Genomic DNA, 16,620 nt, shown 5'->3' on the forward strand with positions numbered 1-16,620 from the left:
CGGACCAAGTCGTCATACGGGCAACTTCGACCTCCATGGACATCAGAAAAAGATCGACCTGCCTGTTCGAAAATAATGCGTGCGGTCTCGTTCCAGTGTATGGTGTTTATGTTGGGAATTTTTCCAACGCAAAAGGTTTTTTATAATGCAATACTCCTACGTTCTCCGCTTTGGATTCTCCGGCGATGGTGCAATCAATGATGTCTTGTCTCTGATGATGGATCAGGCTCGTATCTCTACCCGTCAGAGGTCCGGAATGTGGACGCTGAGCGTTTCCGACCACTACTCTTGCATCAAATTTCGCCGAAAGACCGACCGTGACGACTTCATGGAGGTCTTTGAAACCAAGAAGGAGGAGTTCTTTGCAGCGTACGGCCTCGACCTCGTGAGTCCCAACACGTCTCCCAGCCCGGATAAGTGCGCGGAAAGCTCGCTGATGTGCGCCAGCGTGCGCCGGAAAAGGTGATCTGAAGGCATCGTTCTTCACGCTGCCGATGCTCTCCGTCCCCTGGTCGCGGAGCATCGCGGCACACAGCAGGGCAAGCGCGGCACTGCGACAATCGCCTATGCGAGGCCTATATCACGGAGAAGAACCATGCCGTTGGCGACCTGATGCGTCTTGAGAGTGACCGAACGGTTCTGCGAAGGACTGCGTTTCTCGTCCGCCATATCTCGAACCAGCGCAGCAGCGGAGGTCGCGATGAGAAGCTGGGCTTCGATGGAAAGAGCGCCGCGGGACGGGCGCTGGATCATCGCCATCAACCGTCAGGAACCTGATCGGAGGGCTGTGATTCGATGGGACCCAGAACGTTTCGGCGACGCTTTGCCTTGGCATGTCGCTTCCTGCGATCACGCCTATGCGGAAGCCGCCTTCACAGACTGGCAGCCGTTTCCGGAGTGGCCGCGGATTGACGCTCCGCCTTGTAACACCGATGAGGCAGCGGAGAGACATAAGGATCAGACCGGACTGAACCCTGCTGCATAATCGCTAGTCACGACGAGACTCCGATGTTCCCGCCAGCCGTCGCTTTGTCAAAAGCTGGATCGCCCTTGAACGGCCGACGCTCCGGCCGAACTGATGCCCGCGGCTCGTAACGAAGAGCTAGCGACACCGACAAGAGCTTTAGGTCCAGTGAGCTACCAGCTTACTAGCAGCGCAGAAGCCGCGGCTGCATCGCGGCATGTGACGTTTACGAAAGCGCCGCCAGTTGGCATGGGGCGGATCGGACCGTGCAGGCGGACGTCCGTTGTCAAAATAAGGGCTTCGAGCCTCGCCATTTCACCCTGTCGGACGTGAAGCAGAACGGTGTTCGGGGGCGGCGGGTTGAATATGTCACGATAGCGCATGATAAAAAGACCTTCCAAAATATTGCATATTATTTATCCGTTGTGACTTCGACCTCTGCTGTCTCGAAGCACGTCACCTTTTTCGTGAGCCGGACGTCGTTTGAGCCATTCACGAAGCTTCGTGAAGCGACGCTTCGTCTGCCCGCTCCGTACTGCCATGCCGATGGCTTTCCGCTGTCCGATCAGCACCACAAGCTGCTTTCCGCGGGTCACGCCCGTGTAGAGGAGGTTGCGGGCGAGCATGTTGAAGTGCTGCGTCACGATAGGGATCACCACGGCCGGGTACTCTGAACCCTGGCTCTTATGGATCGTGGTGGCGAAAGCTGGGACCAGCGTGTCGAGTTCGCCGAACGGGTAGATCACCTCCCGTCCGTCGAACGTGACGATGACCGCTGCCTCGTCATCGTCGATGCGGTCCACCATGCCGAGGTCGCCGTTGAAGACCTCACGATCGTAGTCATTCTGGGTCTCCATCACCCGGTCACCGGGCGCGAAGCGCCAACCGAAGCGCTCGACCCGAGCCGGAGGATTCGGGTTCAGTACGCGCTGAAGTTCGTGATTGAGGTTGCGCGACCCGAGCGAGCCTCGCAGCATCGGCGTCAGCACCTGCACGTCGCGAACAGGATCGAGCCCGAATGTCCGCGGAATGCGTTTCGTGACGATCTCGATCAGCTTGCCGACGCCGATGTCCGGATCATCGATCTCGATCAGGTAGAAGTCGGCCTTCTCGCCCGAGCGGGGTCTCTCCGGCATCTGGCCGTGGTTGATGCGGTGCGCGTTGACGATGATCCTGCTCTCGGCGGCCTGACGGAACACCTCCGTCAGCCGGGCCACCGGTACGCGCTCGGAGGCGATCACGTCCGCAAGTACCTGCCCTGGTCCAACCGAGGGCAATTGATCCACGTCGCCGACGAGGAGCAGACCCGCCCGCGGCGGCACTGCCTTCAGCAGCGCGTTCATCAGCGGCACGTCCACCATCGAGGTCTCGTCGATGACGAGCAGGTCGCAATCGAGCGGGTTCTCCTCGTCGCGGGTGAAGCCACCGTGCTTCGGGTCGATCTCCAGGAGGCGGTGGATGGTCTTCGCTTCCAGACCGGTCTGCTCGGTCATTCGCTTGGCGGCGCGGCCGGTCGGAGCGGCCAGGAGCACGTTGACGCCCTTGGCTCGCAGGATGCGGAGCACGGAGTCGAGCGTGCTGGTCTTGCCCACGCCGGGCCCGCCAGTGATGACGCAGAGCTTAGAGGCGAGCAGCAGCCGAACGGCTCCGGCCTGCGAGGGCGAGAGGGCCTTTCCGGTCTTCTGCTCAACCCAGGGCAGAGCCTTGTCGAGGTCGATCTCCGACCATGGTGGCAAGCCCGACGCCCGATCGATCAACCTGTCGGAGATGCCACGCTCGGCCGCGTGAAGGCCCCGCAGGAAGATACATGCCTGATCGCCAATGATGTCCTGTACGACCTCCTCGCCACGCTCGATCTCCTCGACGACTGCGGAGCGGATCAGGGCGGCCTCGACCTCCAGCAGCTTCTGAGCAAGTTCCGTCAGGCGCGCGACCGGCAGTGCGCAGTGACCCTCGTCCATGGCTGTCTGTAGGGCGAAAGACACACCGGCCCGTAGCCGCTGCGGCGCCTCCTTCGTCAGCCCAAGCTTCATCGCAATTGCGTCAGCCGTCTTGAAGCCGATGCCGCGGATGTCCTTGGCGAGGCGGTACGGGTCCTCGGTCATGACCTTGATCGACTCGTGGCCGTAGGTCTTGAAAATGCGAACTGCTCGGGCCGTGCCGACGCCGTGAGCGTGCAGGAACAGCATGATCTCCCGCACGGCCTTCTGCTCAGCCCACCCGCGCACGATTCGCTCGGCGCGCTTTGGACCGATGCCGCCGACCTCCAGCAGGCGGCCGGGCTCCGCCTCAATGATCTCGAACGTGCCCTCGCCGAACAGGGCGACGATGCGCTTCGCCATGGCCGGGCCGATGCCGCGCATGTAGCCGGAGGCGAGGTACTTCTCGATTCCCTCGACGCCAGTCGGCGGCGTCGCCTTCAGCGTGTCGGCCTTGAACTGGAGGCCGTGCTGGCGATCGGTGAACCAGATGCCGGTAGCCGTGATCCACTCGCCTGCACCAATCGCAGGGGCATGACCGATGACCGGCACGAGATCGCGCTTGCCGCGGGCCTGCACCTTGAGCACGCAGAAGCCTGTCTCGGCGTTGTGGAAGGTAACGCGTTCGACCGTACCGGCCAGCGTCTCGACCGGCGCGCCACGTTCGAACTGCCCCGGTCCTGCCCGCTTGTTCACCTGCGTACCTGCGCTTTAGCCTCTGAAGATGTGGCGATGGGAGACGGTGTCGGGAGGTGATGGTTCACTTACACGTCCCGTCCGAGTATCACGTCCTCGTCTTCAGCACGAAGGCGTACGTAACCACGCATCAAGTTTTCTCGGAAGCTGAACCAACCGGAGCCGTGACCGACTACGATCCTACCGTGACTCTCGCCGCGAAGTGAGAGTAATCGCTGGTTGACTGTATCGCGAGGTCGGATCGGCCGACCGCCGCGATTGTGCATTATGCGGATATACGAGGAGTCATATATTTCCTGCACCTGACGCTGGTAAGACGTTGTGTCCGCGAGCGCCCACAGAGCTTCTTCGTACTCCAGCTTGTTTTTAGTTTTTTGAACGGCCTTCAGATAATTAGACCGCAGGACGACGTCGCTACGCGACAGCGCGCCCTTGATCCCCGCTCTGAAATGCCGATGATCGACCTTCTTTACCGGTTCTGGATCATCGAACACGTTCCAGAACATAGTGTCGCCGATCAGGTGGACAAAATGAGGGAAGCCATCGCTGATCTGGCTAATGCGTACCAGCATGTTGTGATCGACCGGCACCGAAAGTTTTTCCGAAACCGTGGTGATGATTTTCTAAAGCGCATCGTGTCGCAGGCGTTCAAGTTGAATTGTTTCGAGAATGCGCCCTGCTGATGGATGCGCATTAAGAAGCTCGTTTACGTCTGAGGCGATACCGCAGAATATGAAGCGTACTTCGTTGCCAAGCGTTGGGATATTTTTGATAAATTCGGCAAATTTATCTCGCTCCTCCACCTTTTCGATCCGTTCCATCTCATCAATTACTACGACAAGGCGGCCCTGGCGTTTGGCTGCGACATAGCGGATAACGTCAAGTGCCTCGTCGATGGTCGTTGGAGCCGGAATGGCCGAGCTTCCAGGTGTACCCGCGGTTACACCGAATCCTCCAAAAGCAGGGACGTTCAGATTCAGCCCTCGCCCGGTGGCGGGCTTCTCGAAACGCTCAACAATGTCGATGGTCTTGTTGCCAACGGCTTGAATCACATCGCTGAAGCCACTTAGCCGACCACATGGTACGTAGATTGGTTCGCTTGTACTGCCAGTGTGGATGAATGCCGCCGTTATTGCAAGGCTAGACTTCCCAACCCCACGATCTCCATATACAAATATTTGCCTACCTGGAGAATTGAGCGCCCGGTCAATAGCAGTCAGATGCTTCTGTCTGCCGAATAACCGCTCGGGTGTTCTGATTTCATCCGATGGGGTGAAATTTTCTGCGATTAACGCGCGAAAATTATCCTCGGAAATATGTGGGATGGACATCCGGTGGTAGACCTAAGTGCAAATTCGCAAATCAACAGGTAACACGATTGGGCTACGGCCTTCGAGCTTGGCCTGGGGAAAACGTGGAGCCTCACAGCACGCCCGGCTCGAAAATGACGCTCATGGCGACAGGCTTTTGCAAAAGCACACCGAAGGCTTTGGATTTTATAGACAACTAGGTCCGAGAGCAGGACGTTCCTTCAGCCCCGACCCATCAGGCGCCAGCCGAGAACGACGCCGATCGCGAACGAGATCAGGTGGAGCGTGATCCATATCAGGGCGCGGCGGAAGACCCACACGACGGCGATCAGCATCACCAACTCGATCATCGTCGAAGCTCCTCGATCCGCTTGAAGGCGGCGTTCACAGCCTTGAAGTGCGCTGTCGCCGCGGCCTTCCCGCTAGGCGGCCAGCGGTCCGGGTGATGATGCTGGAGCAGCGCGCGCCGGGCCGCGGCGATGACGACGGTATGGGCGGTCGCTACGAGACCCACGCTGCGGAAGAGCCTGTCCTCCTCGTCGTCTTCGATCTCCGCGAGTCGTCTCTGTAGCTGTTCGATCCAGGCACGAGCGGTAGCCAGATCGTGTCGCATCGCCTCGATTTGGGCGTTCGCCTTCACGAGGTCGGCAAGTGCAAGATCGTGTTTTCGCCGTTGAGTTTGAGCCTCATCCGCAACGCCAAGAGCGGTTTCGAGGAGTCGGAGATTGCGGCGCGTGATATCGGCAAGCCGTTCGAGCTTCGGGCGAACGGCTACAAGCTGGGCGGGCGTGGCCCGGCGGAAGTCGAGTTCATCGATTTCTAGGATCATCGGAGCAACAGCGCCGGGAGCAGATTGCCGGTGCCGACGAGAACGCCGCGGGCATCTCGGGTGACGTTGGCGCGATGATCGTACTGGCCGACCAAGAGACCACGCGCGTCACGAGCCACAGTCTTGCCGGTGAGGCGCTGCTCCTCAAGGCGGCCGATGACGATGCCCCTCCTGTCGCGAATGACTTGGACCGAGGCGGTCTGGTGATAGGCGGGCGCATCCATCAAGCGACCTCACTCAGAGCGTTTTCAAGTTCGTCCAGGTCGTTGGCGGGTGGGTCATCATACTCCACGCCCCAACCAGTATTGTCAGGTTCTGCAAAGTTGTAGAGCCCAAGGACCTGCGCCGCGGCGGCGACCGTCTCCGGTTGATCTGGAGCATGGTCAAGAAGGGCTACTCCGCATGCGGCAAGCTTTTGGCGAACCGTGGCAGCGCGTTCTGCCCGTACTTTACGATTTTTGGCTGCGTAAAGTCCTTCGAGGAAGAAGCCATGAGTCGTCACGCGCAATTCGGCAATCACCCCCGGCTCCGGCGCCTCAGGGCGGTACTCGGCATATACGTAGTTCCCGACAAATACCTCACCGATCTTACTCTGCAAGCAATTGCCATAACGGCGGGACACGGATACCAAATCCTCCGCCGTCCCGAGCATCACGATGGTAGGATCGCCTCGCGTATCGAATGTACGCGGTAGGCGATCGAACCGATGGGCCCACCACCGAAATAAGATCGAGCGATGCTCACCCGGCTTGAGTCGAGATAGCGAGGCTCGCACTGCTTCGTCCGTCGCAGTTGAGCAGCGAGCACGGATGTAGGACAGAGCGGCGTTCAGTTCGGCAACCTGCTTCGCCTCGCGGATACTCGCCACGAAAGACGGGTGTAGAAGCACGGGGTCGAGCATGCTGACGACCTCGATCTGGGCGCCGACCAATTCGCCGGTCATCTGTCCGAGTGTCTTTACTCTGCGCTTGTCGTCCGAAGCGCGGGAAAAGTAGAGGCGCTGAAGTTCCATGTAAGTCGTTGGATCACCGGCAGGATCGTGTCCCAGCCTCTGCATCGTTCCAACGAGACCGTCCGGTACGGTGCCGAAGAGCGCGCGAATGAGATCGCGTGGGCGACGTAGGACCATGATCGACCGACCAATCGAAGCCGCATCGATCTTGCCCGCAACGTCGATGATACTAGCCGCAACACGAAGTCGGTTGGCGACCTCCCCCTGTCCAAGCCAATCGAAGCTCGCCAACACCATGAACACGGCCTGACGACGAGCGGGTCCGTAGTACAGCGTCGAGGCGAGCAAACCAGGACATGCGCAGTCGAGTGCGATGGCTCGATCGAGTGCCCATCCTGCATAGGTTCTGGGCGTGGGGCGCTTACGAGGGACGATCGAAGAGGTGGTACTTGATAGCGGCATCCTGAGATGCTGCCGCAGATTTCAGAACCCGCAAGCGAAATCGTGTGCGCGTTCGATGACGAAAGTGAGCACGATCGCGGGCGGCAATTTCAGCACTTGGAGTTCTACCGGTAACTGCTTCGTCCCTTCGGGGGCACGGGTTCACCGTGCATCCATGCAGTGAGCGGTTGGCGGTTGGCCCTGGATGCCACCACATTGGTGTGCGGCGGACGTTTGGAGCGAGAAGAACCCAATGATCGTTGTCAGATCGGCACCTCTGCGGTTCGCGGCGACAGGGGTTCTGTTGGCTGCTGTGATCGCGAGTGGAGCGATGATCCTGCCGAAGGCCGCCTCAAGCGTTGGCCTTCTCCAGGCCGCCGACGATCCAGCCCGCCTCTCGACACTCCGCCTCGCATCCGTCGCCACCGAGCAGCGGATCGCCTCCGAGATCGACGACGCTGTGAGCAAAGGCGACGGTGATCTCGCTCGAAGCTTCCTCGATCTCGCCGCGGCTCAAGGCTTGACGGTCGATGCTGATCGCCGCGCCAGGGTTGCGGCTCTGGACGTGCCGCCGGGCGGCCACGCCGGAGCGGCGTTCCTCAATGGTGCCACGACCGGCGCCTCGGACACGTGGACAGGAATGGCGGGGGCGGTCTCGGCCGACCTCCTCGGGATCAGCGACGTGCGCGACATCTGGCAAGAGGGCGGCAAACTGATCCAGGGCGACCCCTACGACACCGTCATTCTCGGGCTCTCGACGGCTGGTCTCGCACTGACGGGTCTGACGGCTGTCTCGTTGTTGCCGAGCGGAGGCACCAGCATCGCTGCTAAGGCGCCCGCCACCAGGGGCTTGAGCTTACTCAAGGGTGCTCGACGAGCGGGCCTGATGTCGAGTGAATTGGTCGGGAAGGTGGGTGGGATGGCGGTCGCGGCCCTGGACAAGGCCGCTCTCAAGGAAGCCGTTGCGGGCGCTCGCGCCTTCGACCTTCCCGCGGCGCGGCTGGCCGCTCAGCGGGTGCTGCGACCGGGCGCTGTCCGCACGATTTCAAGAATAGGGCAGGATGTCGTCGCACTGGAAGCGCGGATCGGCCAGCGTGGTGCGGCTCAGGTTCTCGGCGTTGCGCGAGATGCGGGCGAGCTTGGACGCGCCCGGCGACTAGCCGACGCCATCGGCGGGAGAACGCGGGCGACGCTCAAGCTCCTCGGAACAGCCGCGCTCGTACTCGGAGACATCGTAATGCTGCTACTTCAAGTTATCTGGCTGGCCGCGGGATGGATAATAATGGCCGCGCTGGCAGCGCGCAGGTTGGGGCTGACGCTTGGGCGTATGGTTTGGGGGCCACCTCCGACTCGTCGATCAGTTTGATGGCCCCCATTCGGATCAGCGGGAACGGAACGTCAGGTCCAGAAATGTTCGACGCTGGTTTCTCAGTTTGAGTGAAGACCGGATTCGCAACAACGAGCTTCGCGTTTTTTTAAGTTGGCGATGCCGCTCACAACAGGCAGCAACACCAGCCTGCCACAAGCCTCATCTAAACATAGCATCTATATCGGCAGCCGTGCGAGTTCCCGCAACGAAATCACGTTCGCCTTGGCTCTGCACATAGAGTAGGTAGGACGATAATAATTTGGACGATTTTATTGATATATTGTAGCCTTCATCATACCGCCCTTTGTTTCTCTGTATGCGACCCGCCGTCGAGCCGTCTTCAGCGACGATGAAAATAATCTCAGTAGATGTCTTGCCCTCAATCTTTTCACTTTCTCGCGGGCAATGAATCTCTGGAAAACAATCCACCCGCTTGCGGTAGGACCGCCGTAGCTCATTCTTGTGTGCGATGGCTGACCAATCGGACAATTTCGAGATGCTAACTTTAGTGCGCTCAAGCTGCTCTGGTGTAAGATCAATGACAGCACGCTTCTGATCGACGCTCGCGCGTGGATCGACGAAAATCATGTCATAAAAAAGCTTACCTTCGTTACTTACTCGGGGCTCCACCCAAAAACGTCCGCTCTCACGCGTCCCAGGAATGTAAAATGGAACTTTTGGAAATTGCTCGGAGGCTACGCGTGCTGTACGTCCCAAGTCTTTGTCATCTGGCTTGATCGGGGTCGCATATATAGTTCGATTGATTGCAGCTTCTTCGAAGCGTTCAGCCATTCTAGTCAGGGCTTCCTCGTCGATAGGCGAAGCATATTCTGAGTCAAGCTTGCGGTAACTTTCATGGGATTCGACTTTAGCAGCGACGCCAAGCTCCCGTGCCGGAGTGTTCTCGTTCGATATGGGGGTATCGACTCTGATAATAGGCGTTGTGATAACTGGAGTTGGGCGATTTGCTACTGCCTGACTCTCGTTTCGCTCTTGACCTGCACGCACAAGCGCAGTGAGCGCTTCAACCTTCTCTCGAAGCTGTACGCTTTCGATATTATTGAATTGTACAATTGACGGCGGAGGATTTGCCGCAGAAATCGGTGCTACTGGTGTAGTCTTCGATGGCACTGAAGCGCAGCAACCAACGTACCGACTATAGACCCATCCAGTTTCACCGTCTAATAAGCGGATAGAATACCAAGCGCCTTGACGGTGGGTGACTGTAAAAAGCGTGCCGGGTCCTAGCTTGCGTAGCCGCACGCCTTCTCGCGTTGTTGGATGGCTCCTCAAGGCGAGCCAATTGTCTCCACTTTCCTCAAGACCTGCCGGAAAGCTATAACTCGGGATATACTCAGCCTTAGCTTCCTCCAGCCCGAGTAAGGCGACCATAGACAAGATCACATGCTTCAGCATTCGCAAGCTCAATTTTTATCAAGTTTGGCGTCGCCAAGTAGGTACACGCTCTCGTCTCTATCTGAATGTCGTAAAAAAATTTCTGACACACGACATCGATTGCGATCCCGCATATGCCACTTATAGGTTGAGTTAACGGAATACGAAATATTTTCCCTAAAGACTTACTCATTTGCAAATCCCTAGGATCGAAATTTTCTTCGCAGCAGAAGCAGACGGTTGAACTGGAAGCGGCCCGGCTACTAATGTCCGGATGTCCTCCGTCTCACCGAAGCGTCGCCGGGCACGCTGATTGCCGCTGCTACGGGAATCCGGATCAGGTCAGCGCCGAAGCTGCTCGAACTGACCGTCCTATTCGTCTAATGACAAAACGGTTGCAGGCGCTGGCAATGCTCGTCGCCACACATTCTGCAATCCTACTCCTTCAAAACGCTGCCGACCATGGTCTTGTGATTTATATAAGGTCAAAGACGAGCGTGTCAGTCCGGTAACTTTGAATGCTGCAATCGTTCTGGTTCACTCGCGGAGCCATTCCATGGACGACAACTCGGCGGTCGGCGATCACTAGGCCGCTGACGTTATATGCGTAAACCCCGCAGGGTCCAGCGAACACCCGTGCTGTACCCGAGTAGCTGTTTCCGAAGCGAGCCCCCTCGAACAGAAGGCTGCCCGGTCTGGCACCAGCCGAAGCCATACCTGCTCGGGGTTGAAGGTAGTAGAACCGCCGCTGATTACCGTGCGCTTCCAGAGCCATCACGGAAGAATTGTGTGCCCAAAGCGAACGTCCCTGAACGGGGCGGTCTGGCAGGGGCACTGCCTCGAACTTCGCCTCTGACGCAGGCTGGTAACTCCCGCCTGCGAGGCCATTATTGACGATGATGACGTTCGTAGCCCCCTGCACCACGTTGCTCGTCGCACTCTGCGACTGAGCCTTCGTATGCAAAGCTAGTATCGACGTTACTGCGAGAACAGCCAAACGCACTGCCCTGTAATTCATGATATGCACTCGCAACGCCAGTATTCACGTGGTATGATCGGCTCAACGCAAGGTGAAGGACTCCGAATTATTCACATACCCGTGTGCGACGGTAGTAGAAATTGCCGTAGTCGTCGCGCGCCCGGCGGCGGGCGATCCAGCAGTCTCGCACCGGAGCGTAGTAGACGCGGCGGTATCCGTAGGCAGGGTACGGGGCGACGTAACGGGGCTGCGCAGCAGCAGCGGCGGCCAATCCGCCGAGGGCCAGACCACCGATGATTCCCGCAGCGATAATGCCGCCGTCTCCGGCCTGGGCGGTGTTTTGGAAGCCGACAAGCGGCAGCGCAGTAACGGCGACAATCAGAAGGTTGCGCATGAGGGGCAGGTCCGAGCACGAGGAAGATGCGCGGCGGCCCTGGTAGAGCCAGGACGTCCGCAGCTACACGACCATAGGCTGCACCACTTTCCCCCGTGCTAGGGGCGCCCGTAAAATTGTACTCAATTCCCCATGCCGGAGACGACCGTTAAGAAGCGCTTTACAGGCAGAGCGCGGAGCCAACCTCGACTTAGCCTCGGCGCCAATCGTAACGACAGCCAGCATCACAGATGGACCTCCACAGGCAGAGCGTGTCTGTTGGCAACTAAAAATTATGCTTTAGCCATCACCATGCTTGAAGGCGTGTTTGGTGAGGTGCGTGCGTGCGTCCCCTTCAGTGGTTGCTGTTAACAAGCTGGATTTTAGTTCCCAATAGCGTTGTTGCCGCACAGGAGTGTTCGCCTGACGCACTTGGCACCTCTCGCATCATGGAGGTGCCTTTTACTCAAGGACCCGTGGGTCGGACAAACTATCGCCGCACCCTGCCTCTGGCGCCGGGTGAGGTCGTTCTCACCTTCGACGACGGCCCGATGCCTCGCCGCACTCCCGCCGTACTCGACGCACTGCGTGCCGAATGTGTAAAGGCCACCTTCTTCGTCGTGGGCACGATGGTCGCCGCCTTCCCTGATATTCTGCGCCGCACCGCCGCCGAAGGGCACACGATCGCAACTCATACGTGGTCGCACGCCTACCTCGACAAAACGCGCAGCGAGGTCGTGCAGCGCGATCAGATCAGTGGTGGCCTGTTGGCCGCGCGGGCGGTGTTGGGCGACAACAACCCGAACCTATCCTCCTTCTTCCGCTATCCCGGCCTCGGCCACACGCAGGCGCTCGATCGCTATGTGGGTGAGCAGCACCTCATACCGTTTTCGATTGATGTAGACGGCGAGGATTGGAAACGGATCACGCCCGCGCAGGTTGTCGATCGGGTGATGGGGCGCCTCGACAACTTGGGCCGCGGCATCATCCTCCTTCACGACATCCAAGCGCGCACCGTCGCCATTCTCCCCGAACTGCTGCGGCAACTGAAGGCAAACGGCTACCGCGTGGTGCACATCACGGGTGTCGCAGAGGACACGCGGCAGGCGCTGAATACGTCGGAGCCGCCGCGGTCGGAGCGCATACAGGTCGCGCTCGGACGCCTGAATCAGCAGCAGGGCATTCGCCTTGCGACGCGAGAGTCTGAGCCCGATCGGTCTCCACGTTCTGTAGCCGCCGCGGATAGCCGGAACCTTGTCGGACGCCCCAGCCGCGTTCAGGTGGCATCGGCTGAACTTGATGGATCGGAGATGACAGCACAGGCTGTGCGGGGCCACACCCCAGCACCTAGGCCCGCGGTTCTTCGAGGAAGTCTCGATCTCCCAATGATAGCGGCGAGGACGGTGATCGAACCTGTTGTTGCTCCCGCGACCGGGAGGGGGCACGATGGACCGCCCGGTTTAGCAGCCGGAAGCGACGTATCGGCGTCGATTGGGGCGGTCCGCTCGCAGTCGGCCACCATGCAATCCGAACAGCCGCCCCTCCCACTGCAACGTAAGGAGCAGCCGGAAACGCGCCCTCCGGCAAACGCGCCTATGGTTCGCATATCGGCGACTTGGGTTGATCCCCCGGTACGGATGGCGGCTTCGCTTAGCGGGTCTTCAGCCAACCCGCCGACAAGTTCTGCGGCCAAGGTCGCTTCCGAGATGCCTCCGAGCAAGTTGGCCCTCAACGCATCCCTTACTCCTGTGATCGTATCATCCCTTGATGCAGGTGCTTCCACTCCGGCATCGAAATCTGCACCCGTAAAGGTAGCTGCGCTTGAAACGCAGCAGACGGCGCCTGCCAACCTTCATAAAATCCGAGCTTCTGAGAACACACACATTGCTACCCAGCGACCGGCGGCGGTCACCCCCTCGTCCACCACATCGGCAGTACCCCGCGGCGTGACACCGGACCCTTCTCTGACAACGGGCTCCGTCCCAGCGGCCATTGACCGGCCACCATCGGCGTCGCTGACCAATCCCGCGCCGCAGCCCATCTCGTCGTCGCCAATCGCGAAACCGGAAGCGGTGATTGGTATCGCCCAGGCGGTGACCGGCTTACCGGCTACGCGCCTCGCTCCTCCTCCGGCAGCGGCTTCTCCCGCGGCAGGACAGCGCCACAGCGGCTTCGTGGTGCTCGCCGTCGCTTCGGGAGCCGGGCCCAACTTTCAAGAGATAACGATGCAGCGCTGAGACCGCCGCATCTCGCGTTTGCCATCCACCGAATTCTCGTTGCGTTCGTTGAGTCTACTACGATGCGTCTTCTCGTCCGCGCCCTACCGGTGCTGCTCCTCTGCGCCCGTCCAGCCTACGCCATCGATCCCAACGACCTCCCGGACGGCTGGTGGGCGCCGACATTGGCAGCCTGTCGAACCCCCGAAACGACCACACTTTTTGAAGTCCGCTTAAAAGCGCAGGCGGGCGGCTACTTAGACAGCAGTGACAATCGCTGCCGCATCACGCGGGTTTCGGACACGGCGATTGGATATCGGCTCGATCTGCGCTGCTACGCCTCTCAGGCGGATCGGGAGGGCGACATCAATGTCGCCACACGACAGGTGGTGGTCGATGCGATCGGCCCGATTACCATGCGAGCAGACGGCAAGCGCGTCTATCGCTGCGCGGGACGCGCACCGTCTGTTGCCCAGGCACTCGTCCCGAAGGATGTGGACAGCACACCGGCACCCGTAACAGCATCGTCCGGGGAAGCGAAGAACAGCGTTGCGTCTGCGCCTGTCAATCTACCGCCGAGTGGTGTCCCTATCCGCCATGCAGCCCTTTCTGACGATCCGACTGCGATTGCCCCGGCCGACCCTGCCATCGCACTCCCAATTCCCCCCCTCCCGGCTCCGCCGAGCAGGCCCATACCTCTCAGCCAGGAACTGGCACGTGCAGTCACGCGTGGGCAGATCGTGGCTTTTGCGGGCAGCCACCCGCCGGGAACGATCATCGTGCGCACCAAAGAGCGTGCCCTCTACCTCGTGCAAGGTGATGGCAAAGCCATTCGCTATCGCGTCGCGGTGGGACGTCCAGGTGCCGCCTGGAGCGGGGTAGAAACGGTCAGCGCCAAGCTGGAATGGCCGAGTTGGACGCCGACACCGGAAATGCGTCGCCGACGCCCCGGCCTGCGGACGATGCGCGGCGGCCCGAGCAACCCGCTTGGCGCGCGCGCTCTATACCTCGGTACGACGGCCTATCGCATCCACGGAACGACAGACCCCGGCTCGATCGGGCGTGCGGCCTCTTCCGGCTGCATCCGCATGCTTAACAGCGACGTCATAGAATTGTATGAGCGCGTACCTGTGGGTACGCGTGTAGAGGTATTGTGAGTGTTGGCGTAGGGTCTGCTCTGCTTAGAGACGCCTTCTCAACAATAGCGTTCGATGAGTGAAACCTTCAGGCATACAATGTGTAATGCAATTCACTTGGTATCTGCGCTAGCAATGTTCGTCGCGCCACTTACATCAGCTTCTTCGCATGCAGGTGAGCCTGATTATGTCGGAAAATGGGCCTACAAATTAAGTTGGTGTAATAATAAGCCGGGCGATACAGATCAGGTCCCTGTTAATATAACGAGAGACGGAATTGAGGGCCTTGAAAATTTTTGCAGATTTGTTCGTGCATCTAAGCGCGACAACGGGTGGACCATCCAAACCCGCTGCAATGGCGAGGGGACGACCTATAATGAAAAAATTCACCTGAGCGTTCGAGGCGATCGCCTTACGCAGATAAGCTCAAATGGTAAAGTTACATGGATCAAATGCAATTAACAAACACAATGATGAGTGCGCTAGCGTGGGTAAGCGGTCTAAGGCTTCAGGGTGCCAATTTTGGCTGGAGCTAGAGATTGGGTCCTTGGCTTCGCGCAAGATGCAAGAGACTTTTTGAGCGCCCGCCGTCTGGCCGAAGTCATAGGCGGGAGAACGCGGGCGATGCTCAAGCTGATCGGAACAGCCGCGCTCGTTCGTGGGGACGTTGTGGGACTGCTACTTCAAGCCGTCTAGACTGCCGCGGGATGGATGATGCTGGCCGCGCTGGCAGCGCGTAGGCTGGGCCTGACGATTGGGCGCATCATCTGGGGACCAGCCCCGATTCGTCGATTAAGGGCGTAACCGAAGACACTACTTGGAAACAATGTTTGGGCCAAGTCACTTGCGTGAAATAACTACAATCCTGGCCTTAAGTTTTGCGCAATACTTAGAATACGTCGCAAGCATCTCTGATACAGTACGATGAGCATGCCAAGTTTTCCCATCCCAGCATATTTCTGTCATATAGCCACGGACTCTTAGTCGAACGTTATCTTTCTCTACGCTTTCAACTCTCAGATGCCAATTTTGGCGGAACGCTTCTACCAGTGCTTCGCCAGGATTATCATAGACTTTATCTACCAATCCATTCTCTACGACCCGGTACTCGGCTTGCACCGCAGCGAGATTTTCCCGCTCAAGTGGCGACAAATAGCGTTTCGCTCCATTGCGAATTTTGTATGATCCTCGTGGGATGTGCTGTTCAATCCAACCAATTAAGTCTGCCTTATTAGCGCAAGGGGTTACTTGCAATGCAGCTAAGCCCGACGCGGTGACCGCTATCGCTTTCGTTTTTGCTCGTACCAACAGTCCGATACGAGCCCATTCAAATAATTTGTTTGATACCCCCGGTATGTACTCCTGTGCCCAATCCCATTCTGTTCCAATTTCATAAGGAGCTTCGAGTAGCTGTGTAGGCGCATCGATGTAGCCACGCATGATAATACGCATGGCATTGCGTTCCTTGAGTGACAATTGAGCCACGCCTTCGTTTCGCAAGGAGTTTTTATGGGGTCCCATCATTGATCTCAGGCTTTGGAATGAATGAACCGATCGCACTAGTTGAGTGAGGCAGCTTCGCTTCGCCGCTCGTCATACAATTGATAACAGTAAATAGCGTGCAAAGCAAGGTTCATTTTCAGCACAAGTTCCGTTTTCGTAGACGAAATTTGGCAACTCTGCTAGCAAGTTGCCATCGAGCAGACACGGTCGGCTGACAAAAGCTTAAATTAGGTCGTTCGAACATAATGGTGCGTCGAGTATTATGATTGATACACGAACAACGATCGTCCCATTCGAAATCAATAGCAGTAGTTGAACGATATTGTGCCAAGAGCTTTGGGTTAATAAATTGGCACATTAGTTTTACTCGATGCGCCACTCCATTTTACCGTCTCTTCTAGAAGTTCCCGCTTTCGCGCAGGCTCTTGAGGATGCCCTTGATCTCGGCCTGACGTTCGCGCGTCGAGCGGGCGTAGGT

General features: G+C 58.6%; 15 protein-coding genes. 4 read left to right on the forward strand and 11 right to left on the reverse strand.

The features are described 5' to 3' along the window. Window positions 1–145 precede the first annotated feature (145 nt). A complete protein-coding gene (locus LW587_RS22040) occupies window positions 146–466 on the forward strand; it encodes a hypothetical protein (protein ID WP_232631731.1) in 321 nt (106 codons plus the stop codon). A 98-nt stretch (window positions 467–564) separates the two neighbouring features. Here the strand turns inward: LW587_RS22040 and LW587_RS22045 are convergent, their stop codons facing one another. From LW587_RS22045 to LW587_RS22075, 8 genes are all read right to left on the reverse strand, one after another. After that, the gene (locus tag LW587_RS22045) at window positions 565–753 is read right to left on the reverse strand and encodes a hypothetical protein (RefSeq protein ID WP_232631732.1); all 189 of its coding nucleotides are present in this window, start codon (window positions 751–753) and stop codon (window positions 565–567) included. A gap of 627 nt (window positions 754–1,380) precedes the next feature. Further along, entirely contained in the window at window positions 1,381–3,639 is a 2,259-nt protein-coding gene (recD2, locus tag LW587_RS22050; protein WP_232631733.1) for an SF1B family DNA helicase RecD2, read from the reverse strand. A 68-nt stretch (window positions 3,640–3,707) separates the two neighbouring features. Next, window positions 3,708–4,229 (reverse strand): hypothetical protein, encoded by a 522-nt coding sequence (locus tag LW587_RS22055; RefSeq protein WP_232631734.1) that lies wholly within the window; start codon window positions 4,227–4,229, stop codon window positions 3,708–3,710. A gap of 33 nt (window positions 4,230–4,262) precedes the next feature. Beyond that, window positions 4,263–4,970, reverse strand: coding sequence for an AAA family ATPase (locus LW587_RS22060; RefSeq protein WP_232631735.1), 708 nt, complete (start codon window positions 4,968–4,970; stop codon window positions 4,263–4,265). Between the two features lie 200 nt (window positions 4,971–5,170). Further along, a complete protein-coding gene (locus LW587_RS24085) occupies window positions 5,171–5,299 on the reverse strand; it encodes a hypothetical protein (protein ID WP_269780364.1) in 129 nt (42 codons plus the stop codon). Beyond that, a complete protein-coding gene (locus LW587_RS22065) occupies window positions 5,296–5,778 on the reverse strand; it encodes a molecular chaperone DnaJ (RefSeq protein WP_232631736.1) in 483 nt (160 codons plus the stop codon). The genes LW587_RS24085 and LW587_RS22065 overlap by 4 nt, the downstream gene beginning before the upstream one ends. Continuing rightward, the gene (locus LW587_RS22070; protein ID WP_232631737.1) at window positions 5,775–6,002 is read right to left on the reverse strand and encodes a hypothetical protein; all 228 of its coding nucleotides are present in this window, start codon (window positions 6,000–6,002) and stop codon (window positions 5,775–5,777) included. The genes LW587_RS22065 and LW587_RS22070 overlap by 4 nt, the downstream gene beginning before the upstream one ends. Beyond that, window positions 6,002–7,078: a hypothetical protein gene (locus LW587_RS22075; protein ID WP_232631738.1), complete on the reverse strand. Its 1,077-nt coding sequence runs from the start codon at window positions 7,076–7,078 to the stop codon at window positions 6,002–6,004. The genes LW587_RS22070 and LW587_RS22075 overlap by 1 nt, the downstream gene beginning before the upstream one ends. Before the next feature lie 424 nt (window positions 7,079–7,502). On the opposite strand from LW587_RS22075, the gene LW587_RS22080 reads away from it, so the two are divergent. Beyond that, on the forward strand, window positions 7,503–8,537 hold the full coding sequence (locus LW587_RS22080) for a hypothetical protein (protein WP_232631739.1): 1,035 nt from the start codon (window positions 7,503–7,505) through the stop codon (window positions 8,535–8,537). Between the two features lie 162 nt (window positions 8,538–8,699). Here the strand turns inward: LW587_RS22080 and LW587_RS22085 are convergent, their stop codons facing one another. Together LW587_RS22085 and LW587_RS22090 are read right to left on the reverse strand one after the other, a co-directional pair. Continuing rightward, window positions 8,700–9,956, reverse strand: a complete 1,257-nt coding sequence (locus LW587_RS22085) for an SH3 domain-containing protein (protein WP_232631740.1) — start codon at window positions 9,954–9,956, stop codon at window positions 8,700–8,702. Between the two features lie 1,064 nt (window positions 9,957–11,020). Then, a complete protein-coding gene (locus LW587_RS22090) occupies window positions 11,021–11,308 on the reverse strand; it encodes a hypothetical protein (protein ID WP_232631741.1) in 288 nt (95 codons plus the stop codon). Window positions 11,309–11,631: 323 nt separating this feature from the next. On the opposite strand from LW587_RS22090, the gene LW587_RS22095 reads away from it, so the two are divergent. Beyond that, window positions 11,632–13,524, forward strand: a complete 1,893-nt coding sequence (locus LW587_RS22095) for a polysaccharide deacetylase family protein (RefSeq protein ID WP_232631742.1) — start codon at window positions 11,632–11,634, stop codon at window positions 13,522–13,524. 62 nt (window positions 13,525–13,586) lie between these two features. Then, complete coding sequence (locus tag LW587_RS24175; RefSeq protein ID WP_332839852.1) at window positions 13,587–14,660, forward strand: L,D-transpeptidase; 1,074 nt, start codon at window positions 13,587–13,589, stop codon at window positions 14,658–14,660. An 819-nt stretch (window positions 14,661–15,479) separates the two neighbouring features. On the opposite strand, the gene LW587_RS22105 is transcribed toward LW587_RS24175, so the two are convergent. Beyond that, window positions 15,480–16,091, reverse strand: coding sequence for a hypothetical protein (locus LW587_RS22105; RefSeq protein WP_232631743.1), 612 nt, complete (start codon window positions 16,089–16,091; stop codon window positions 15,480–15,482). Window positions 16,092–16,620: the final 529 nt, after the last annotated feature.

It is taken from the genome of Methylobacterium sp. Leaf118, from assembly GCF_920984675.1.
Classification (GTDB): Bacteria; Pseudomonadota; Alphaproteobacteria; order Rhizobiales; family Beijerinckiaceae; genus Methylobacterium.

Bases quoted from the DNA above. Each gene is read 5' to 3' on its own strand.
- LW587_RS22060 (WP_232631735.1), bottom strand. From the start codon at position 4,970: ATGTCCATCCCACATATTTCCGAGGATAATTTTCGCGCGTTAATCGCA.
- LW587_RS22065 (WP_232631736.1), bottom strand. From the start codon at position 5,778: ATGATCCTAGAAATCGATGAACTCGACTTCCGCCGGGCCACGCCCGCC.
- LW587_RS22085 (WP_232631740.1), bottom strand. From the start codon at position 9,956: ATGCTGAAGCATGTGATCTTGTCTATGGTCGCCTTACTCGGGCTGGAG.
- LW587_RS24175 (WP_332839852.1), top strand. From the start codon at position 13,587: ATGCGTCTTCTCGTCCGCGCCCTACCGGTGCTGCTCCTCTGCGCCCGT.
- LW587_RS22090 (WP_232631741.1), bottom strand. From the start codon at position 11,308: ATGCGCAACCTTCTGATTGTCGCCGTTACTGCGCTGCCGCTTGTCGGC.
- LW587_RS22040 (WP_232631731.1), top strand. From the start codon at position 146: ATGCAATACTCCTACGTTCTCCGCTTTGGATTCTCCGGCGATGGTGCA.
- LW587_RS22045 (WP_232631732.1), bottom strand. From the start codon at position 753: ATGATCCAGCGCCCGTCCCGCGGCGCTCTTTCCATCGAAGCCCAGCTT.
- LW587_RS22080 (WP_232631739.1), top strand. From the start codon at position 7,503: ATGATCCTGCCGAAGGCCGCCTCAAGCGTTGGCCTTCTCCAGGCCGCC.
- LW587_RS22070 (WP_232631737.1), bottom strand. From the start codon at position 6,002: ATGGATGCGCCCGCCTATCACCAGACCGCCTCGGTCCAAGTCATTCGC.
- LW587_RS22105 (WP_232631743.1), bottom strand. From the start codon at position 16,091: ATGCGTATTATCATGCGTGGCTACATCGATGCGCCTACACAGCTACTC.
- LW587_RS24085 (WP_269780364.1), bottom strand. From the start codon at position 5,299: ATGATCGAGTTGGTGATGCTGATCGCCGTCGTGTGGGTCTTCCGCCGC.